Annotated in this window: 21 protein-coding genes; 13 read left to right on the top strand and 8 right to left on the bottom strand. The window is 55.3% G+C overall.

Going from position 1 to position 18866, the window contains the following annotated elements; translation table 11 throughout:
• Window positions 1–36: 36 nt before the first annotated feature.
• Window positions 37–1161 (bottom strand): anhydro-N-acetylmuramic acid kinase, encoded by a 1125-nt coding sequence (gene anmK, locus HMPREF3143_RS08470; protein WP_070532623.1) that lies wholly within the window; start codon window positions 1159–1161, stop codon window positions 37–39.
• Window positions 1162–1416: 255 nt separating this feature from the next.
• On the opposite strand from anmK, the gene slyB reads away from it, so the two are divergent.
• Together slyB and HMPREF3143_RS08460 are read left to right on the top strand one after the other, a co-directional pair.
• Window positions 1417–1884, top strand: a complete 468-nt coding sequence (gene slyB, locus HMPREF3143_RS08465) for an outer membrane lipoprotein SlyB (protein ID WP_008500578.1) — start codon at window positions 1417–1419, stop codon at window positions 1882–1884.
• A 199-nt stretch (window positions 1885–2083) separates the two neighbouring features.
• The gene (locus tag HMPREF3143_RS08460; RefSeq protein ID WP_070532619.1) at window positions 2084–3445 is read left to right on the top strand and encodes a sensor domain-containing diguanylate cyclase; all 1362 of its coding nucleotides are present in this window, start codon (window positions 2084–2086) and stop codon (window positions 3443–3445) included.
• Between the two features lie 35 nt (window positions 3446–3480).
• Here HMPREF3143_RS08460 and slyA read toward each other — a convergent pair whose 3' ends face one another.
• Window positions 3481–3921, bottom strand: a complete 441-nt coding sequence (gene slyA, locus HMPREF3143_RS08455; RefSeq protein WP_021241135.1) for a transcriptional regulator SlyA — start codon at window positions 3919–3921, stop codon at window positions 3481–3483.
• A 186-nt stretch (window positions 3922–4107) separates the two neighbouring features.
• Between slyA and HMPREF3143_RS08450 the strand changes: the two genes are divergently transcribed.
• Genes HMPREF3143_RS08450 through HMPREF3143_RS08440 form a run of 3 tightly spaced genes read left to right on the top strand, consistent with a single transcriptional unit; the run spans window position 4108 to window position 7240 of the window.
• Window positions 4108–4344 carry a DUF1656 domain-containing protein gene (locus HMPREF3143_RS08450; RefSeq protein ID WP_039266199.1) on the top strand — a complete coding sequence of 79 codons (237 nt, stop codon included), beginning with the start codon at window positions 4108–4110 and terminating at the stop codon, window positions 4342–4344.
• 2 nt (window positions 4345–4346) lie between these two features.
• Window positions 4347–5207 (top strand): efflux RND transporter periplasmic adaptor subunit, encoded by an 861-nt coding sequence (locus HMPREF3143_RS08445; protein WP_023292627.1) that lies wholly within the window; start codon window positions 4347–4349, stop codon window positions 5205–5207.
• Entirely contained in the window at window positions 5207–7240 is a 2034-nt protein-coding gene (locus HMPREF3143_RS08440; protein ID WP_070532616.1) for an FUSC family protein, read from the top strand. The genes HMPREF3143_RS08445 and HMPREF3143_RS08440 overlap by 1 nt, the downstream gene beginning before the upstream one ends.
• Here HMPREF3143_RS08440 and sodC read toward each other — a convergent pair.
• The 3 genes from sodC to HMPREF3143_RS08425 form a co-directional block, all read right to left on the bottom strand.
• Complete coding sequence (gene sodC / locus HMPREF3143_RS08435) at window positions 7219–7737, bottom strand: superoxide dismutase [Cu-Zn] SodC (RefSeq protein ID WP_008500584.1); 519 nt, start codon at window positions 7735–7737, stop codon at window positions 7219–7221. The genes HMPREF3143_RS08440 and sodC overlap by 22 nt on opposite strands.
• Before the next feature lie 80 nt (window positions 7738–7817).
• Window positions 7818–8714, bottom strand: a complete 897-nt coding sequence (locus HMPREF3143_RS08430; protein WP_008500585.1) for an aldo/keto reductase — start codon at window positions 8712–8714, stop codon at window positions 7818–7820.
• Window positions 8715–8762: 48 nt separating this feature from the next.
• Window positions 8763–9002, bottom strand: a complete 240-nt coding sequence (locus HMPREF3143_RS08425) for a DUF1289 domain-containing protein (protein WP_008500587.1) — start codon at window positions 9000–9002, stop codon at window positions 8763–8765.
• Between the two features lie 149 nt (window positions 9003–9151).
• On the opposite strand from HMPREF3143_RS08425, the gene eptA reads away from it, so the two are divergent.
• The 5 genes from eptA (at window position 9152) to rnt (ending at window position 13830) form a co-directional block, all read left to right on the top strand.
• The gene (gene eptA / locus HMPREF3143_RS08420; RefSeq protein WP_070532613.1) at window positions 9152–10777 is read left to right on the top strand and encodes a phosphoethanolamine transferase EptA; all 1626 of its coding nucleotides are present in this window, start codon (window positions 9152–9154) and stop codon (window positions 10775–10777) included.
• A 41-nt stretch (window positions 10778–10818) separates the two neighbouring features.
• Entirely contained in the window at window positions 10819–11418 is a 600-nt protein-coding gene (locus HMPREF3143_RS08415) for a TetR/AcrR family transcriptional regulator (RefSeq protein ID WP_070532611.1), read from the top strand.
• 54 nt (window positions 11419–11472) lie between these two features.
• Window positions 11473–12570: an alkene reductase gene (locus HMPREF3143_RS08410; protein WP_044596746.1), complete on the top strand. Its 1098-nt coding sequence runs from the start codon at window positions 11473–11475 to the stop codon at window positions 12568–12570.
• 100 nt (window positions 12571–12670) lie between these two features.
• The gene (gene gloA / locus HMPREF3143_RS08405; RefSeq protein WP_008500591.1) at window positions 12671–13078 is read left to right on the top strand and encodes a lactoylglutathione lyase; all 408 of its coding nucleotides are present in this window, start codon (window positions 12671–12673) and stop codon (window positions 13076–13078) included.
• 95 nt (window positions 13079–13173) lie between these two features.
• The gene (rnt, locus tag HMPREF3143_RS08400) at window positions 13174–13830 is read left to right on the top strand and encodes a ribonuclease T (protein ID WP_032674625.1); all 657 of its coding nucleotides are present in this window, start codon (window positions 13174–13176) and stop codon (window positions 13828–13830) included.
• A gap of 78 nt (window positions 13831–13908) precedes the next feature.
• On the opposite strand, the gene grxD is transcribed toward rnt, so the two are convergent.
• Window positions 13909–14256, bottom strand: coding sequence for a monothiol glutaredoxin 4 (gene grxD, locus HMPREF3143_RS08395; RefSeq protein WP_003832760.1), 348 nt, complete (start codon window positions 14254–14256; stop codon window positions 13909–13911).
• A 338-nt stretch (window positions 14257–14594) separates the two neighbouring features.
• On the opposite strand from grxD, the gene HMPREF3143_RS08390 reads away from it, so the two are divergent.
• Window positions 14595–15368: a C40 family peptidase gene (locus HMPREF3143_RS08390; RefSeq protein ID WP_021241128.1), complete on the top strand. Its 774-nt coding sequence runs from the start codon at window positions 14595–14597 to the stop codon at window positions 15366–15368.
• 122 nt (window positions 15369–15490) lie between these two features.
• Window positions 15491–16072, top strand: a complete 582-nt coding sequence (gene sodB, locus HMPREF3143_RS08385; RefSeq protein ID WP_023292633.1) for a superoxide dismutase [Fe] — start codon at window positions 15491–15493, stop codon at window positions 16070–16072.
• A 38-nt stretch (window positions 16073–16110) separates the two neighbouring features.
• On the opposite strand, the gene HMPREF3143_RS08380 is transcribed toward sodB, so the two are convergent.
• Both HMPREF3143_RS08380 and HMPREF3143_RS25575 read right to left on the bottom strand, forming a co-directional pair.
• Window positions 16111–17277, bottom strand: coding sequence for an MFS transporter (locus HMPREF3143_RS08380; protein ID WP_021241126.1), 1167 nt, complete (start codon window positions 17275–17277; stop codon window positions 16111–16113).
• A gap of 163 nt (window positions 17278–17440) precedes the next feature.
• Complete coding sequence (locus HMPREF3143_RS25575) at window positions 17441–17530, bottom strand: cytochrome bd-I oxidase subunit CydH (protein ID WP_008500596.1); 90 nt, start codon at window positions 17528–17530, stop codon at window positions 17441–17443.
• Window positions 17531–17827: 297 nt separating this feature from the next.
• Between HMPREF3143_RS25575 and purR the strand changes: the two genes are divergently transcribed.
• The gene (purR, locus tag HMPREF3143_RS08370) at window positions 17828–18853 is read left to right on the top strand and encodes an HTH-type transcriptional repressor PurR (RefSeq protein ID WP_008500597.1); all 1026 of its coding nucleotides are present in this window, start codon (window positions 17828–17830) and stop codon (window positions 18851–18853) included.
• The last annotated feature ends 13 nt before the right edge of the window (window positions 18854–18866 follow it).

The raw sequence follows: 18866 nt of genomic DNA, 5'->3' as shown, positions 1-18866 counted from the left end.
TCCATTCTAACGACGACGCGCCGCGCTGAATTTCAGTTAACTCTGATTATGACGCGGATTTGCCGGGAAAATCGCCCCTAGCACGCTCGCCTCGCGCGCGCCGGTGACCGACGGTAAATTGCCCGGCAGCCCGGCAACGGTGCGCCAGGCAAGCCAGGCAAAGGCCAGCGCCTCCATATCATCCCCGCTGATGCCGGCCTCATCGGTCGTCGACACTTCGGTACCCGGCAGCAGCCCGGCAAGACGCGCCATCACCAGCGGGTTACGGCTTCCCCCGCCGCACACCAGCAGGCGTTCACATCCGCCGCTAAGCAGCACCTGTTCAGAAATCGACACGGCCGTAAGCTCGGCAAGCGTCGCCTGAACATCCTGCGGCGCGAGCGCCGGGAATGACGCCAGCTGGCGCTCAAGCCAGCCAAAGTTGAAGTATTCACGCCCCGTGCTTTTCGGTGCCGGTAAGGCAAAATAAGGATCGCTCAGCATGGACTGCAGCAGCGGGAGAATCACCTTACCCTCACTCGCCCACTCCGCGTTTTTATCATACGGTTGACCGCACTGACGCCAGATCCAGGCATCCATTAACATATTGCCCGGGCCGGTATCGTGGCCGCGGACCGGCTGCCCCGGAATAAGCATCGACAGATTGGCGATCCCACCAATGTTGAGCACCATACGCCGTTCTGAAGGGTGCGCCAGCAGCGCCTGATGAAACGCGGGCACCAGCGGTGCGCCCTGTCCGCCAAGAGCAATATCGCGACGACGGAAATCGCCGACCACCGTGACGCCCGTTTTCGCCACAATCTGGTTGTTATCGCCGATTTGCAGGGTGTGCGGGGCATCGCCGATGGGTTCATGCCAGACCGTTTGTCCGTGACACCCGATGGCCACCACATCCTGCGGACGAAGATGTTCTTTTTGCATCAAAGCCTGCACCGCATCTGCAAACAGCGCCCCCAGGCGGACATCCAGCTGTCCAAGCTGCGAAAGGGTCAGCTGCTGCCCCTGACAGATACTGAGAATATCCTCTTTCAGTGAAAGGGGGATTGGCCAGGTCAGGCTCGCCTGCTGCGCCACCATGTTCTCATCAATGGCTGCCAGAACGACATCTACCCCATCCAGACTGGTGCCTGACATCACACCAATGTAGCGACCCGATTTCATGCGCTTTCCTTACGTTGCGTGGGCTAAGGATATCCACTCAACCATAAACGGCGTCGCTTTGCCATCCGGCAATAATATTTTTTAACAATGTCAGACGGGTAGCGCGGGCGGATCCTGTTTATGTCTCGTTAAGTCAAATTCAAGTACAATTTTCCTATTGTTAGTGCAAAGATATGAACGATGGCCCCTTATGCCATATAATTTAGCCATAACGGATGCCCCCCATCGGGCGTTTTTGGTGAACAGGAGATTCAAATGATTTTACGTGTACTGGGCGTTTCGCTGATTGGTTTAACTCTGGCTGGCTGTGTGAATGACAGTTCACTTTCTGGCGACGTGTATAGCGCTTCTGAAGCGAAACAGGTTCAGAACGTGACTTACGGTACCGTTGTTAACGCACGCCCTGTACAGATTCAGGGTGGTGATGAAAACAACGTGATGGGCGCCATCGGCGGTGCCGTTCTGGGTGGTTTCCTGGGTAATACCGTCGGCGGCGGTACGGGCCGTTCTCTGGCAACAGCCGCAGGCGCAGTGGCCGGTGGTGTAGCAGGCCAGGGTGTTCAGGGTGCGATGAACAAAACTCAGGGCGTCGAGCTGGAAATTCGTAAAGACGACGGCAGCACCATTATGGTTGTTCAGAAACAAGGCAGCACACGCTTCTCCGCAGGTCAGCGCGTTGTGCTGGCAAGCAACGGAAGCCAGGTGACCGTTTCTCCACGTTAATTAAAAATGGATGTGGCCATTGGGCCACATCCATTTACAATATACATCACTTATACGAATATTTTTACAAAATATATTCGCCCCACAAATATTTAATCTCATCGTATATTGTCTCCGCGCAAAGTATTTATTGCATTACTTGCTTAGACTCTTCGCAATTACCTCTTCATAATTTATTTCTCATTTTGTAAAAACTTATATGCTTGCGAATAGTCGTTGTCTAAAAGGTCGTTATATCTCGTTCTGTTTCGGTTGCCTTGTCGTCATCGGAATATTACAAGCTCTCTTTTCAAAAGTGGTTGAATGGGTTCCCTCCTTCTCGCCTCTTTTGTTCCCTACGCTCACCATTTTTTTACTCGTGTTTCACCTGTTTATTGCCTGCTTTATGGCAATGAAATACTGGTGTGATAAGCGGCGGCTCTATCTGGTTGCGATCGCCTTTGCCTTTGCCGGTTCGGCATTGTTGATGGTCGGAACGCTGTCCAGCTTTCCAGCATGGCTGAACCTCTATCAGTTCAACGTCGTGAACTACAACGATGCGATGATCTACTTTATGTTCCGCCACTTTTTAATGGCGGTGTTGTTCATCGTTGCGGCAATACTCTATCCTACGCGCGATTACCCTTTTTCACGGTTGGCGCATATCTCAATTGTGAGCGGGGCGTTTCTCTTTACCGCCTGCGTTGTGGGACTGGCCTGGATATATTCCAGTCACTCGCCCTTGTTATCCATTGACCTGGTTGATAACGAAACCCGTCAGTTTATGGTGCTCTGGAGCCAATGCATAAATATTTCTTTAATTGTCTTCTGGGTGGTTTCATTAGTAACGCTGATGTTTGTCACGCGCGTGCGCAATTTATTCTGGGTAGGCGGAAATTTCCTGTGCGTTTGCTATATCGTCACGCTCGCCATGCTGTTAGTAGGCGGACATGCTGAAGATATATCGTGGTATCGCGCCCGGCTATTTGAAACCGTCGCTACGCTGATGATTATTTTTGTACTGCTCTACGACGTCTTCATGCTGTACCGTGATTCCCATTTAAAATATCAGCAGTCATATCAAAATTCGATTCGCGATCCGCTTACGCGCCTGTATAACCGCAGCTATTTTTATGAATCGTTAAACCAGGCGCTGGACATGGCGAAACCCAGCCGCCCAGTTTCGGTTATCGTCAGCGATCTCGACCGCTTCAAGCGTATCAACGATAACTATGGCCACCTTCAGGGAGACAAAGTCTTACAGTTTGTCGCCAATCTGCTGATGGATTCCGTACGCCCGCAGGACATCGCGGCTCGAATCGGCGGTGGGGAGTTTGTGCTGATGCTGGCCAACACCTCTTCAGATGCAGCCCACCAGGTGGCGGAACGTATTCGGTTGAAGCTAAGCAGCTTTGATAAAACCAGCAGCGGAGGGCAGCTACCTGAGCCGATTACCATCAGCATGGGAGTATTTACGGCGACGTCATCGTCCGTGACCGCAGAAGCGTGCGTGGAGAGTGCCGACAAGGCGATGTATGAAGCGAAGGAGACAGGCCGTAATCGAGTGGTGGTCTTTAAGTAATAAAAGGCCTTGCTGCTGCAAGGCCTTAGTGTTTATCAGTCGCGAGACTGTAGCTCATGGATGTTTTGCTCAAGGCGAGCAATGAGGCTAATGAGCATTTCCAGCTCCGCCGGTGAAACGCCTGAAAGGATTTCACCGCGCGTTTTGGTAATCACAGCTTCCATTTCAGTAATGATAGGCGCCGCTTTCTCAGTGAGTTTTATCCGCTTGGCGCGACGATCGCTGGCGCAGGTTTGTCGGGAGATCAGCCCCTTCTCTTCCAGCTGGTCAAGCGTGCGCACCAGTGACGGTTGCTCAATGCCTATCGCTTTTGCCAGTTGAATTTGCGACTGGTCGGGCGGCAGCTGATGAATGTTGTGCAGCGTGACCCAATGCGTCTGCGTCAATTCCAGAGGTTTCAGGCGATGGTCAATCAGAGCACGCCAGACGCGTACCAACCTTGCCAGATCAGAACCTAATGGCGATTCCAATTTCATCTCCTTATAATTAGCTTGCTAAGTTATTATACTGATTTTAGAATAGTGTGCAGCATTTGTAATGGCAAAACAAATGCAATACTGCATTCATCTAACTCAAAAGTATGACTTACACTGAATTGTGATGCTTCTTCATACTCAGACAAGCCAACACGGCATTCTGTTCACTGCAAAGGATCTCTGCTCGTGACCTTTTTTCATCGCTCAGAGGGTTTACCCCTCCAGGACCTGATCTTCGGTGCGTCAGTCTACTTTCCCCCTCTGTTTAAGGCCGTGCTGGTGGGCTTTATTCTTTGGCTCATCGCGCATCGCCTGCTTCGCGACTGGATGTACTCCGGCGAAATCTGGCATCCCATGCTGATGGATCTCTCCCTGTTTGCCCTCTCCGTGTGCCTGGGCCTTGCTGTTCTGATCGTGTGGTGACTATGCCCCTGAAAACGCTGAAGTACTTTTCCACCCTGTTTGTCCTGGTCCTTGCGCTGGTCGCCGGATGGTGGCTCTGGAATTATTACATGCAGTCGCCCTGGACGCGTGACGGTAAGATTCGCGCTGAGCAGGTCAGCATTACCCCGCAGGTATCGGGAAGCATTACGTCGCTGCTGGTTAAGGATAACCAGTACGTTAAAAAGGGAGAGGTTTTATTCCGAATCGACGACACGCCGTACCATATCGCGATTCTGAATGCCCAGGCGCAGCTGGCAAAAGCCCAGTCTGATCTGGCAAAGGCCAACAACGAGGCCAACCGCCGCCGTCACCTGTCGCAAAACTACATCTCCGCGGAAGATTTAGATACCGCCAACCTCAACGTTAAGGCGATGCAGGCGAGCGTCAACGTGGCTGAGGCGACGCTGAAGCAGGCGCAGTGGGAGCTGACCCAAACCGTGATTACCGCCCCTGTCGATGGATGGGTGACCAACCTTTCCGCCCGCGTGGGTAACTATGCCACCACGGGACAGCCCGTTTTCGCCCTGGTCGACAGCCACTCCTTCTACGTAGTGGGCTACTTCGAAGAGACCAAGCTTCGACATATTCGCGAGGGATCGCCAGCAGCGATTACGCTGTACAGCGGCTCGCAAAGGTTACAGGGTCACGTCTCCAGCATTGGTCGCGCCATTTACGATCAAAGCGTTGAAACAGATTCCGGCCTGGTGCCGGATATCAAGCCGAACGTCCCCTGGGTGCGTCTCGCTCAACGCGTGCCTGTTCGCGTGGAGTTTGACCATTTACCGCAGGGCATCACGCTGGTATCCGGCACCACCTGCACTGTCTCCATCGGAACCCCTTAATGAAGCTGCAGGCGCTCTCCTGGCAAAACTCGCCGTGGATGAAAGCGACGCGTCCTCAGTGGCGCTACGCGCTGCGTAACGGCATTGCCATGTGTCTGGCGCTGACCGTCGCCTATTACCTGAACCTGGATGAGCCGTACTGGGCGATGACCTCTGCCGCAGTGGTGAGTTTTCCCACCGTTGGTGGGGTGATCAGTAAAAGCCTTGGGCGTATCGCCGGCAGCCTGCTGGGTGCCACGGCGGCGTTAATTATCGCCGGCCACACGCTGAACGACCCATGGCTGTTCCTCCTGAGCATGGCGGCATGGCTGGGATGCTGTACCTGGGCCTGCGCCCATTTCACCAACAACGTCGCCTACGCTTTCCAGCTGGCGGGCTATACCGCCGCCATTATTGCCTTCCCGGTGGTGAATGTGCTCGATACCACCGAGCTGTGGGATATTGCACAGGCGCGCGTCTGCGAAGTGATTGTCGGGATCCTCTGCGGCGGATTTATGATGATGATCCTCCCCAGCACTTCCGACGGCACCGCACTCATCACCGCCCTTAAAACCATGCACACCCGGTTGCTTGAACACGCGAGCCTGCTGTGGCAACCGGATACCAGCGATGAGATCCGTCTCGCCCATGAAAAGGTGATAGGACAGATCCTGACAATGAATCTGCTGCGTATTCAGGCGTTCTGGAGCCACTACCGCTTTCGCCGTCAGAACACCCTGCTTAATTATTTACTGCACCAGCAGCTGCGCATGACCAGCGCCATCTCCAGCCTGCGCCGGATGCTGCTCAACTGGCCGACGCCGCCGGAAAACACGCGCGCGGTGATAGAAACGCTGCTCGTGGCCCTTGCGCGCCCGGATGCAGACATCTACACGGTCGCGCGAATAATCGCCCCGCTCGCCCCCGTGGATGAATATGATTATCGCCATCGCGCCTTCTGGCAGCGGTTGAATTACTTTTGCCGCCTCTACCTGCGCAGCAGCCGCTGGATTAACGCGGTTGAGAACGCCACGCCGGTTACGGAGTTCAACGTTCCCGGGAGCCCGGCTCTCGCCCGCCATACTGACTACCTGGAGGCGCTGTGGAGCGGTTTTCGCACCTTTTGCGCGCTGATGCTGGTGGGCGCGTGGAGTATCACCACGCAGTGGGAGTCCGGTACGGCGGCCCTGACGCTCGCCGCCATCAGCTGCGTGCTTTACTCCGTCGCGGCCTCGCCGTTTAACTCGCTGACGCTCCTGCTGCGCACCCTGGTGCTGCTGTCGCTGTTCAGTTTCGTGGTGAAGTTTGGCCTGATGGTGCAGATAAGCGATCTCTGGCAGTTCCTGCTGTTCCTCTTTCCGCTGTTGACCACCATGCAGCTACTCAAGCTGCAGATGCCGAAGCTGGCGGGACTGTGGGGACAGCTGATTGTCTTTATGGGCTCGTTTATCTCCGTGACGAATCCACCGGTGTACGATTACGCCGATTTTCTCAATGACAACCTGGCAAAGATCCTTGGCGTGGGGCTGGCGTGGCTGGCCTTCGCGGTGCTGCGTCCCGGCTCCGATGCCCGCAAAAGCCGCAGGCATATCCGGGAGTTACGCCGGGGGTTTGTCGACCAGCTCAGCCGCAAGCCGCATCTTCGTGAGAGTGAGTATGAATCGCTGGTTTATCATCACGTCAGCCAGCTCAATAACAGCCAGGACGCGCTTTCCCGGCGCTGGCTGCTGCGCTGGGGCGTGGTGCTGCTGAACTGCTCGCACGTGGTCTGGCAGCTTCGCGGGTGGGAAACGCGTTCCGACCCGCTGTCGCAGGTGCGTGACGTTTGCATCTCCCTGCTGCGTGATGTCATGAGCGAACGCGGGGTCCAGCAGCGGCCGCTGGAAGCCACGCTGAATGAACTGCAGCGGATCTGCGATACGCTTGCACGACATCATCTCCCCGCCGCCCGCGATTTGGCCTCGATAATCTGGCGGCTGCACTGCTCGCTGTCGCAGCTGGAACAGGCACCACCGCCGGGTACGATTGGAGATCAGATCACGCCGCAGGCATAACGCGCCCCGCCGCCGCCAAGCGGTTTAGGCTGATCGGACATATTGTCGCCGCCGACATGGATCATCAGCGCTTTGCCTTTCACCTCATCCAGCTTTTTCAGCCGCGGCGCGACAACGGGATCGGTGGCTTTACCGTCGTTATTGACCACCAGCACGGGCAGATCGCCCAGATGTCCCATGCCTTCCGGGCCCTCATGCTTGCCGGAGTGCTGCGGGTCAAGGTGACCGCCTGCCGCTTCCGCAGCCGACGGTTTCCCCTCTTTTAACGCGGGCTGACAGCTTCCTTTAGCGTGAACATGAAAACCATGCTCACCGGGAGGGAGTGCTTTGAGGTTGGGAGCGAACTCCAGTCCTTTATCGGTTTCCGTGATTTTCACTGTTCCGATGGACTGACCTACCCCCTGAGAGGTGACGAGATTCATTTCCACTTCGTCGCTGGCTGCCTGCGCCCCTGCGCAAACAACCAGCGCGACCATTGCCAGAGCAAAACGCTTCATATGACCTCCGCTGGTTATTTTTTGCCCCTTAAGTGTATACCAGGGGCAAAGATTTCACCGGAAAGTCATCTTCTGGCGGTTTATGGCACGTCGTAACCCAGCGCAGCCTTGCGGATGCGGAACCACTGCTGGCGGGTCATCTGCAGCTCTTCAGCGGCCAGTGCAGAACGCACGCGTTCAATTTTGCCAGAACCAATAATCGGCAGCGGTTTTGACGGCAGACGCAGGATCCAGGCGTAAACCACCTGTTCGATGCTCTCCGCGTTCAGCTCGCGGGCGATGGTGTCCAGCTCGTTACGCAGCGGCTGGAATTCATCATCATTGAACAGGCGTCCGCCTCCCAGGCATGACCAGGCCATCGGGCGAATGCGCAGTTGCTGCAGCTGGTCGAGAGTCCCGTCCAGCAGCAGCGGCTGATGTACCGGGGAGATCTCCACCTGGTTGGTAGCGAGGGTAAACGGCAGACGAGACTGAAGCAGCGCAAACTGCGCCGGGGTAAAGTTGGAAACGCCAAAGTGACGCACTTTGCCGCTCTGATGCAGGTTCAGGAAGGCTTCTGCCACCTCATCGGCATCCATGAGCGGGTCCGGACGATGGATTAACAGCAGGTCGATACGGTCGGTCGCCAGGTTGACCAGAGACTGCTCAGCGCTCCTGATGATATGCGCGCTGTCGGTGATGTAATGCCCAAGGGCGTGTTCCGGTTTTGCCGTGGTGGCAATCCCGCACTTCGTGACGATCTCCATGCGGTCGCGGAGTGCCGGAACCAGCTTGAGCGCCTCGCCGAATGCGGCTTCACACTGATAGCCACCGTAAATATCCGCATGGTCGACCGTGGTAACGCCCAGATCGATATGCTCTTCAATAAAGCTCGCCAGCTGGAGGGGGGACATATTCCAGTCCATCAGGCGCCAGTAGCCCATCACAAAACGGGAGAATTCTGGCCCCTGGGGGGCAAGGGTAATTCGCTGAACCATAACATTTTCCTCAAGGACGTGATGTCATGAGTATACGCAATTACCGTGTTAAAAAAGTGAAGGTTGCTGGGGTTCTTCGGTCTCACCGGCTTTGTTTGCGCGTATTTTGCGCAGAAGACGCTGACGGCAGAGGCGTAACACCTCCTGCTTTTGCGTGTCGCTAAAGTTTTGCCAGTTAAAACGCTCATCGCGGGTACGCATGCACCCGCGGCAATATCCGCGTTCATCCACCTGACAAATCCCCCGGCACGGGCTCTGGATGGGGAAAAACTCCAGCTGCTCTGCCACACTCACCTCCGGATAACCACTCTCACCTACAGTGAAGACGCTAAACGCGCCACGTGCAAGGCCCATACCACAGATTTGTGGCATTAAGGTTTCACTAATCTTCCTTCTTTATACTCGGCCCATCATGACAATGACAGGTTTACCGATCGATGTGGTTAATCAAAAAGTTACAATGTAACGACATTAAATTTACTCTGGGCTGTGCACTCTTTTTTACGTTGATTAATGGGCTGTTTATCCAGCGCAGCTGGGCCATTATTGCCCCTGCGCACCTGCACGACATCCTCTTTGCCGCGTCCGTACCGCTGGTGCTGTTTTGCGGCTGGGTGATTGTCTTTAGCCTGCTGAATATCCCCTATATCCGTAAGCCGCTGCTGATCGTCTTAACGGTCGGATGCGCCGCGGCCACCTACTTTATGTACACCTACGGCGCGGTGATCGATCAGAACATGATTGTGAACGTGTTCGAAACCAACTCTCAGGAAGCGACAGCCCTGGTGACCCCGCAGATGATTCTGTGGATTGTTATCGCAGGCCTCGTTCCCTCCGTGGTGCTGGCGTTGACCCGCATTCGTACCGGGAAATGGTGGTATGCCCTGCTGACGCGCGTCGCCGCGATGCTCGGTGCCCTGCTGGTGATTATCCTGATTGCGGCGCTGTTTTATAAAGATTACGCGTCGCTGTTTCGCAACAACAAAAGCATCGTCAAAATGGTGACCCCGGCCAACTATGTCAGCGCCGTGGTGAAGTACAGCAAAATGCGCTGGTTTGCCGGCGATCAAACGCTGGTGCGGATTGGCGAAGATGCCCATAAAGGACCGTTGATTTCCGGCCAGCAAAAGAAAACCGTTCTGGTGCTGGTCGTTGGGGAAGCCTCTCGCGCGGCGAACTACTCCCTGAATGGTTACGATCGTGAAACGAACCCGGAGCTGAAAAAGCAGGATGTGATTAACTTCCCGCAGGCCTCCTCATGCGGCACTGAAACCGCCGTTTCCGTTCCGTGCATGTTCTCGGGCATGACGCGCAGCAAATACGATGCCGACCTGGCTCACCATCAGGAAGGCCTGCTCGATGTGCTCAAGCATGCGGGGATCAACCTGCTCTGGCGCGACAACGACGGCGGCTGTAAAGGCGCCTGCGATCGCGTACCGCATACCGATATGACGCAGTGGAATCTGGATCAGTTCTGCAAAGACAAATCCTGTATTGATGATGTGAATTTCTACCGTCTGGACAACGTGCTGGATGGTCTGAAGCAGGACACGGTGCTGGTTATCCACCTGATGGGGAGCCACGGTCCGGCATACTATCGCCGTTACCCGGACACTTTCCGTAAATTTACCCCAACCTGCGACACCAATGAAATTCAGGATTGCGACCATCAGGCGCTGATGAATACCTATGACAACACCATCCTGTATACCGACAGCATGGTCAGCAAAACCATTGATGCCCTAAAAGCGCGCAAGGCAAGCATGAACACCGCCCTGATTTATCTCTCGGATCACGGTGAGTCACTGGGTGAAAGCGGCATTTATCTGCACGGTACGCCGTACATGCTGGCGCCGGAGCAGCAAACGCACATTCCGTTTATGTTCTGGCTGTCACCCGACTACGCGAAAAACTTTGGCATCAATGAACAGTGTTTACGCGACCACGCTGCAAAAAATGCGGTTTCCCAGGACAATTTGTTCTCGACCGTACTGGGTATGATGGACGTGAAATCAAACGTTTATCAACAGCAGCTGGATATTCTGAACGCATGTCGGCAATAAACTCGCTTGCATTAGACCGAACGGTCTATTAGAGTGCGGCCATGAGCAGAAATACTGAACACGATACCCGCGAACATCTCCTGGCAACCGGCGAGCGTCTTTGCATGCATCGCGGGTTTACCGGTATGGGGTTGAGCGAGTTATTAAAAACCGCTGAGGTACCGAAGGGGTCGTTTTATCACTACTTCCGGTCCAAAGAAGCCTTTGGCGTGGCAATGCTGGAGCGTCATTACGCGGGCTACCACCAGCGTCTGGCGACCCACTTTGCGTCGGGTGAAGGAAACTATCGGGATCGTGTTCTGAACTACTATCAGGAAACGCTGAACCAGTTCTGTCAGCAGGGCATTATCAGCGGATGCCTGACGGTCAAGCTGTCTGCCGAGGTGTGCGATCTTTCCGAAGATATGCGCTCGGCGATGGATAAGGGTGCCCGCGGCGTGATCGCCCTGCTGGCCCAGGCGCTGGAAAAAGGCCGCGACGAAAAAACGCTGGCCTTTACCGGCGACCCCTTAATGCAGTCTCAGGTGCTCTATTCCCTGTGGTTAGGGGCCAATCTGCAGGCAAAAATTTCGCGCAGTGCCTTGCCGCTGGAAAGCGCGCTGGCACATGTGCAAAACAGCATTACTGCGCCTGGCGTATAACGGGCGCTTTTTATTTACTTTATTACTAGTCGACTGGTCTACTCAGGAGTCTTTATGTCAGCTGAAAAACTGTTTACCCCATTGAAAGTGGGTGCCGTCACGGCGCCAAACCGCGTGTTCATGGCTCCGCTGACCCGTCTGCGCAGCATTGAGCCGGGTGACATCCCAACCCCGCTGATGGGCGAATACTACCGTCAACGCGCAAGCTCTGGCCTGATCATTACGGAAGCCACGCAGATCTCTGCTCAGGCGAAGGGTTACGCCGGTGCGCCGGGCCTCCATAGCCCGGAGCAGATCGCGGCATGGCAGAAAATCACCGCGGGCGTTCACGCTGAAGAGGGCCGCATTGCGGTTCAGCTGTGGCACACCGGTCGTATCTCTCACAGCAGCATCCAGCCTGGCGGTCAGGCACCGGTCTCCGCGTCGGCCCTGAGCGCCAATACCCGTACGTCCCTGCGCGATGAAAACGGTAACGCGATCCGCGTGGATACCTCTATGCCGCGCGCGCTGGAGCTGGACGAAATCCCGGGGATTGTTAACGACTTCCGTCAGGCCGTGGCCAACGCCCGTGAAGCCGGCTTTGACCTGATTGAGCTGCACTCCGCGCATGGCTATCTGCTGCACCAGTTCCTGTCACCGTCGTCAAACCATCGCACCGATCAGTACGGCGGCAGCGTCGAAAACCGCGCCCGTCTGGTGCTGGAAGTGGTGGATGCGGTATGCAAGGAGTGGAGCCCGGACCGTATCGGCATTCGCGTTTCCCCAATCGGGTCTTTCCAGAACGTCGACAACGGCCCGAACGAGGAAGCGGACGCGCTCTATCTGATTGACGAGCTGGCCAAACGCGGTATTGCCTATCTGCACATGTCCGAGCCTGACTGGGCCGGCGGTAAGCCTTACACTGAAGCCTTCCGCCAGAAAGTGCGCGAGCGCTTCCACGGCGTGATCATCGGTGCAGGTGCCTATACGCCTGAAAAAGCCGAAGATCTGATTAATAAAGGGCTGATCGATGCCGTCGCGTTTGGCCGCGACTACATCGCCAACCCGGATCTGGTTGCCCGTCTGCAGCAGAAAGCGGCGCTGAACCCGCAGCGTCCGGAAAGCTTCTACGGCGGCGGCGCGGAAGGCTACACCGACTACCCTTCTCTGTAATCTCGCCATTGTTCATTGATAGCGGCGACACTTCGCCGCTATACTAAAACATCGTTTCTGTTCAAAAAGCTTTTTTATTCCATTGGTTAATGAGGAAATTATGCGCCTACTTCACACCATGCTGCGCGTTGGCGACCTGCAACGTTCAATCGATTTCTACACTAACGTCCTGGGCATGAAGCTGCTGCGCACCAGCGAAAACCCGGAATACAAATACTCGCTGGCATTCGTGGGTTACGGCCCGGAAACGGATGAAGCGGTGATCGAGCTGACCTACAACTGGGGCGTTGACAGCTATGAGCTGGGCACGGCCTACGGCCATATCGCGCTGGAAGTGGACAACGCAGCTGACGCGTGCGAACGCATTCGCAAAAATGGCGGTAACGTTACGCGCGAAGCGGGCCCGGTAAAAGGCGGCACCACCGTGATTGCGTTTGTGGAAGATCCGGACGGTTACAAAATCGAGCTGATTGAAGCCAAAGACGCCGGTCGCGGTCTGGGCAACTGATCCCTCAGGGCGCAACGTGCGCCCGTAGTTTTACTGCATCACCCCGCAAAATTTGCCATAATGCGCTCTGCTTTTTCCCCATGTAAGAGACCCTGATGTCCGATAACGCTCAATTTAGCGGTCTGTGCGACCGTTTTCGTGGTTTTTATCCCGTTGTCATTGATGTAGAAACAGCCGGATTTAACGCTAAAACCGATGCGCTGCTCGAAATTGCCGCCATCACGCTGAAGATGGATGAACAGGGCTGGCTTACACCGGACACCACGCTGCATTTCCACGTTGAACCTTTCGAAGGGGCAAACTTACAGCCGGAAGCGCTGGCGTTTAACGGTATCGATCCGCATAACCCGCTGCGCGGTGCCGTCAGTGAATATGATGCGCTGCACGCCATTTTTAAAATGGTGCGCAAAGGCATGAAGGAGAGCAACTGCAGCCGCGCCATTATGGTGGCTCATAACGCCACCTTCGATCACAGCTTTACCATGGCCGCCGCCGAGCGGGCCGCGCTCAAGCGCAACCCCTTCCACCCGTTTGTGACCTTCGATACCGCCGCGCTGAGCGGCCTGGCGCTGGGACAAACGGTGTTATCAAAGGCCTGTATTACGGCTGGCATTCCGTTCGATGGCACGCAGGCGCACTCCGCGCTGTATGACACGGAGCGTACCGCAGAGCTGTTCTGTGAGATCGTCAACCGCTGGAAGCGTCTGGGTGGCTGGCCGCTGCCGATGGATGATGAGGCCGAGCGCCAATAGTAGGTCGGGTAAGCACAGCGCCACCCGACAAAAAAAAAGCGACCACATAGCAGGTCGCTTTTTTATTTCCGCAGAAAGTTACTCTGCGTCCGGCTCTTCCGTTTTGTACTTCGCCGCGGTTTCTTTGATCAGCTGCTGCAGTTCGCCGCGCTGATACATTTCAATCAGGATATCGCAGCCGCCAACCAGTTCACCGTCTACCCACAGTTGTGGGAAGGTCGGCCAGTTCGCGTACTTAGGCAGCTCAGCGCGGATGTCCGGGTTCTGCAGGATATCAACGTAAGCAAAACGCTCACCACAGGCAGACAGCGCCTGAACCGCTTGCGCGGAGAAGCCGCAGCTTGGCAGCTTTGGAGAACCTTTCATATACAGCAGAATCGGGTTTTCAGCGATCTGGCGCTGGATTTTTTCAATAGTGGTGCTCATGTCTTGCTTCCTTTAACTTCTGTTACGGCATTCGTCTGACATTGTAGCGGTTCAGACTGGCATCGGAAAATAACATTTTTGTCACGTATAGACATTCTACTCCGAGTGATGAAAAGTTGCATTGCAAATGGTGTTTACCCCTGCGTCAGCCAGGGTTTTGCTTAGGGAATGGGCAAATGTACGACAGAACGATGAATTTTTTTGCACTTGCTAACGAAACAGGATCGTAGATTGAAAAATGCTATTAACTTTCTGGCTTTTTATGGATTAGAATCGACGGGCTTTGTAAATCACACGCGGGTATTATTGATGACCTGCATTTATCAGGGGACTGCCCAGTGGCGCGGATAAATAAAATCTCGATCACGCTCTGTGCTTTACTGTTTACTTCACTCACCTTCACGCCAGTGGCAAACGCCTCTCAGCAGGCGCGGCATTCTGCTGTACAAAAAAACCATCTGGTGAAAGCCACAGAACGTAAGAAAAAAACCACCGCTAAGAACGACAAGAAAAAGACAACCACACAGACTAAAAAAACCGCTTCCAGCAAGACGAAAACCACCTCTTCCCGCACTGCCCACACCGCCAAAAGTAAAGCTTCGCAAACCGCCGCTAACCTCGTGACTGAAAAATGCATCGCGCGTAAAGGCCATAAGGCGAAATGCACCAAGGTCACCAAAATAGCGGAAGTGCATAAAGTGCGCGTCCAGAAAGCGCAAAAAACCGCAATGAACAAGCTGATGGGGCAGATTGGCAAACCGTATCACTGGGGCGGGACTTCGCCACGTACCGGTTTTGACTGCAGCGGCCTCGTCTATTACGCCTATAAAGATCTGGTCAAGTTCCGCATTCCGCGTACCGCCAACGAGATGTACCACCTGCGCGATGCTTCCCCGGTCAACCGTGGAGAGCTGGAGAACGGCGATCTGGTCTTCTTCCGCACGCAGGGCCGCGGGACAGCTGACCACGTTGGCGTCTATGTCGGCAACGGAAAATTCATCCAGTCACCGCGTAGCGGCCAGGATATTCAGATCACCTCGCTCAGTGAAGACTACTGGGTACGCCATTACGTCGGCGCGCGTCGCGTGATGACGCCGAAAACCATTCGCTAACCCCTACCCTGCCACACCCGTGGCAGGGTAAGTTCCTCTTTTGCATACCCTTTCAATTTGCTATCCTGTCCTTGTTGTCTGTGTGGTTATTGGCAACACAAAATACAATAAGGAGAGAAGCAATGTCGTTCGAATTACCTGCACTACCGTATGCAAAAGACGCCCTGGCCCCGCACATTTCTGCGGAAACCCTGGAATATCACTACGGCAAGCATCACCAGACGTACGTCACCAACCTGAATAACCTGATCAAGGGCACCGATTTTGAAGGCAAAACGCTGGAAGAGATCGTGCGCAGTTCTGAGGGTGGCGTATTCAACAACGCCGCTCAGGTGTGGAACCACACCTTCTACTGGCACTGCCTGGCGCCAAACGCCGGTGGCGAACCTGTCGGTGAACTGGCTACCGCCATTAACGCCGCCTTTGGCAGCTTCGCGGAATTCAAAGCGAAGTTCACCGATGCCGCCATCAAGAACTTCGGTTCAGGCTGGACGTGGCTGGTCAAAGAGGCGGATGGCAAACTGGCTATCGTGTCTACCTCTAACGCAGGCACCCCGCTGACCACCAGCGCGAAGCCGCTGATGACCGTGGACGTATGGGAACACGCTTACTACATCGATTACCGTAACGCGCGCCCTAACTACCTGGAGCACTTCTGGGCACTGGTTAACTGGGACTTTGTGGCGAAGAACTTCGCCGCGTAAGAGACACGCAGAAGGGTTCGCCCTTCTGCGTTTTTGGTTTATTCCGCAGCGCAGGCTGCTTCTGGCTGTTTACGACCCGACATCATCACCAGCAGCAGACCGAGCGCGGCAATAATCGCCCCCATCACCGGCACAAAACTGTACCCCAGCCCACCGGAAATCACGGCCCCCCCGGCCGCCGCACCGAGCGCATTGCCCAGGTTGAAAGCACCAATATTGACCGAGGATGAGAGGCCCGGCGCTTCATGCGCGACACGCATCACGCGCATCTGCAGCGGTGGCACCACCGCGAACGTTGCAGCCCCCCAGACGACCATTGCGATCGCGGCACCAAACTCGTTGCGCGCCAGCCACGGAATGGCGATCATGATAACAATCAGCAGGGTTAAGAAGCCCTTCAGCGTTCCGCTCACGGAACGGTCGGCAAATTTCCCGCCGAGATAGTTGCCAATCGAGAAGCCCACGCCAATCAGCACCAGCATCGCGGTAACGAAGAGAGGCGTTGCGTGGGTGATGTCATGCAGCACAGGTGAAATATAGGTGTAGAGGGTAAACATCGCCCCTGCCCCCAGCACGGTGGTCAGCAGCGCGGAGAGCACCTGCGGGCGCATCAGCACCGCCAGCTCCTTACGCACTTCCGGACGTTCTCCGGCGCTGCCCTTTGGCAGGGAGAAGAACAAGGCCACCATCGCGACCACGCCCAGTCCGGCCGTCGCCAGGAAGGACATCCGCCAGCCAATGACCTCGCCCAGCCAGGTTGCCGCAGGAACGCCGCCGATGTTAGCGATGGTCAGGCCCATAAACATGGTGGCTACGGCGCTGGCCTGCTTGTGTTTCGGCACCACGCTAGCCGCCACAACCGATCCGAGCCCAAAGAACGCGCCGTGGTTAAGGCTGGTCAGAATACGCGACAGCATCAACGTGGTGTAGTCCGGCGAAATGGCCGAAAGCACGTTGCCGAGGGTGAAAATCGCCATCAGGAAAATCAGCGCATTGCGGCGCGCGCGGTGTGAAAGGAGAAGCGTCATCAGCGGCGCCCCCACCATCACGCCAATGGCGTAGGCGCTGATTAACATGCCGGCCGCAGGGATCGAGACGTCCACGCCGCGGGCGATAACGGGCAGTAACCCCATCGGGGAAAATTCAGTGGTGCCAATCCCAAAAGCGCCAATCGCCAGGGCCAGCAGGGGAAAATTGATTTTCATGCGTCAACTCCGGATGCCGTGTCATGTGGTGACACAGAACAAAGAAGCGGAAAGCATGACATCAATCACAAAAAATGAGAAGTTAACAAAATGGCAAAAGATTTTTGCCTTAGGAGTAACAATCGAGGTGAGCGGGAGGGAGAAGGCTCTCCCTCCGCGTAAATCAGTGCAGCGCGGCCGTCAGACCCGCCGCGACAATCAGAGCCAGCACAACCACGGTGGTGAACAGCGAAAACTTCAGATCGGAACTCATCAATTTTTCTCCTTTTAATCCCCCCACGAAAAGTGAGCCTGCTCATTTTTGCATAATTTACGTCAAAAATCTTCCTGGATTTAGGCTGATAAACACTTTACCTCTTCCCCTTTTCATCAAGATAGGACAAAATTCCACGCTAAATTTATTAGCGTACCGGCCATTGACCCCCTCCTGACGTCCCGTGTCGTTTTCCCGGCGTGCCGCAATTCAAGATTGCGTGATAAGGGTGAGAGAAGGCAAACGTTTACCTTCAAGTTTTTCAGGAGTTTAGGATATGGTCTGGAGTGACATTTAATGGCAACAATTAAAGACGTAGCAAAACGCGCAAACGTTTCCACTACAACCGTATCACATGTAATTAACAAAACCCGCTTTGTGGCGGAAGAGACGCGCAACGCCGTCTGGGCAGCAATCAAAGAGCTGCACTATTCGCCAAGTGCGGTTGCGCGCAGCCTCAAGGTTAATCACACCAAATCCATTGGATTGCTGGCGACCAGCAGTGAAGCGGCCTATTTTGCCGAGATCATAGAAGCGGTAGAGAAGAACTGCTTCCAGAAAGGCTATACCCTGATTCTGGGCAACGCGTGGAACAGCATAGAAAAACAGCGCGCCTACCTGTCGATGATGGCGCAAAAGCGCGTCGATGGCCTGCTGGTCATGTGTTCCGAGTACCCGGAATCCGTGCTGTCGATGCTGGAAGAGTATCGCCATATCCCCATGGTGGTCATGGACTGGGGTGAAGCGCGCGCGGACTTCACCGACTCCGTTATCGACAACGCCTTTGAAGGCGGTTACATGGCGGGTCGTTACCTGATCGAACGCGGTCACCGCGAGATTGGCGTGATCCCCGGCCCGCTGGAGCGTAACACCGGCGCGGGCCGTCTGGCCGGTTTTATGAAAGCAATGGAAGAAGCGCTGATCACCGTGCCGGAAAACTGGATCGTGCAGGGCGACTTTGAGCCGGAATCAGGCTACCGCGCGATGCAGCAGATCGTTTCCCAGCCGCACCGCCCGACCGCCGTTTTCTGCGGCGGTGACATCATGGCCATGGGCGCGCTCTGCGCCGCCGATGAGCTGGGTCTGCGCGTACCGCAGGATATTTCCGTGATCGGGTATGACAACGTGCGTAACGCGCGCTTCTTCACCCCGGCGCTGACAACCATTCACCAGCCAAAAGATTCGCTGGGCGAAACGGCCTTCAATATGCTGTTGGACAGGATCGTCAACAAGCGCGAAGAGTCGCAGTCCATTGAAGTTCACCCGCGCCTGATTGAACGCCGTTCCGTTGCGGACGGTCCGTTCCGCGACTACCGTCGTTAATCCCTTGACGGGG

The organism is Enterobacter sp. HMSC16D10 (assembly GCF_001807145.1).
Taxonomy (GTDB): domain Bacteria; phylum Pseudomonadota; class Gammaproteobacteria; order Enterobacterales; family Enterobacteriaceae; genus Enterobacter; species Enterobacter roggenkampii.
This window is presented reverse-complemented; position numbering and strand designations above follow the sequence as displayed.

Excerpts from the sequence above, each read along its gene's own strand:
- anmK (WP_070532623.1), bottom strand. The coding sequence starts at position 1,161 with ATGAAATCGGGTCGCTACATTGGTGTGATGTCAGGCACCAGTCTGGAT.
- slyB (WP_008500578.1), top strand. The coding sequence starts at position 1,417 with ATGATTTTACGTGTACTGGGCGTTTCGCTGATTGGTTTAACTCTGGCT.
- HMPREF3143_RS08460 (WP_070532619.1), top strand. The coding sequence starts at position 2,084 with ATGCTTGCGAATAGTCGTTGTCTAAAAGGTCGTTATATCTCGTTCTGT.
- slyA (WP_021241135.1), bottom strand. The coding sequence starts at position 3,921 with ATGAAATTGGAATCGCCATTAGGTTCTGATCTGGCAAGGTTGGTACGC.
- HMPREF3143_RS08445 (WP_023292627.1), top strand. The coding sequence starts at position 4,347 with ATGCCCCTGAAAACGCTGAAGTACTTTTCCACCCTGTTTGTCCTGGTC.
- HMPREF3143_RS08440 (WP_070532616.1), top strand. The coding sequence starts at position 5,207 with ATGAAGCTGCAGGCGCTCTCCTGGCAAAACTCGCCGTGGATGAAAGCG.
- sodC (WP_008500584.1), bottom strand. The coding sequence starts at position 7,737 with ATGAAGCGTTTTGCTCTGGCAATGGTCGCGCTGGTTGTTTGCGCAGGG.
- HMPREF3143_RS08430 (WP_008500585.1), bottom strand. The coding sequence starts at position 8,714 with ATGGTTCAGCGAATTACCCTTGCCCCCCAGGGGCCAGAATTCTCCCGT.
- eptA (WP_070532613.1), top strand. The coding sequence starts at position 9,152 with ATGTGGTTAATCAAAAAGTTACAATGTAACGACATTAAATTTACTCTG.
- HMPREF3143_RS08415 (WP_070532611.1), top strand. The coding sequence starts at position 10,819 with ATGAGCAGAAATACTGAACACGATACCCGCGAACATCTCCTGGCAACC.
- HMPREF3143_RS08410 (WP_044596746.1), top strand. The coding sequence starts at position 11,473 with ATGTCAGCTGAAAAACTGTTTACCCCATTGAAAGTGGGTGCCGTCACG.
- gloA (WP_008500591.1), top strand. The coding sequence starts at position 12,671 with ATGCGCCTACTTCACACCATGCTGCGCGTTGGCGACCTGCAACGTTCA.
- rnt (WP_032674625.1), top strand. The coding sequence starts at position 13,174 with ATGTCCGATAACGCTCAATTTAGCGGTCTGTGCGACCGTTTTCGTGGT.
- grxD (WP_003832760.1), bottom strand. The coding sequence starts at position 14,256 with ATGAGCACCACTATTGAAAAAATCCAGCGCCAGATCGCTGAAAACCCG.
- sodB (WP_023292633.1), top strand. The coding sequence starts at position 15,491 with ATGTCGTTCGAATTACCTGCACTACCGTATGCAAAAGACGCCCTGGCC.
- HMPREF3143_RS08380 (WP_021241126.1), bottom strand. The coding sequence starts at position 17,277 with ATGAAAATCAATTTTCCCCTGCTGGCCCTGGCGATTGGCGCTTTTGGG.
- HMPREF3143_RS25575 (WP_008500596.1), bottom strand. The coding sequence starts at position 17,530 with ATGAGTTCCGATCTGAAGTTTTCGCTGTTCACCACCGTGGTTGTGCTG.
- purR (WP_008500597.1), top strand. The coding sequence starts at position 17,828 with ATGGCAACAATTAAAGACGTAGCAAAACGCGCAAACGTTTCCACTACA.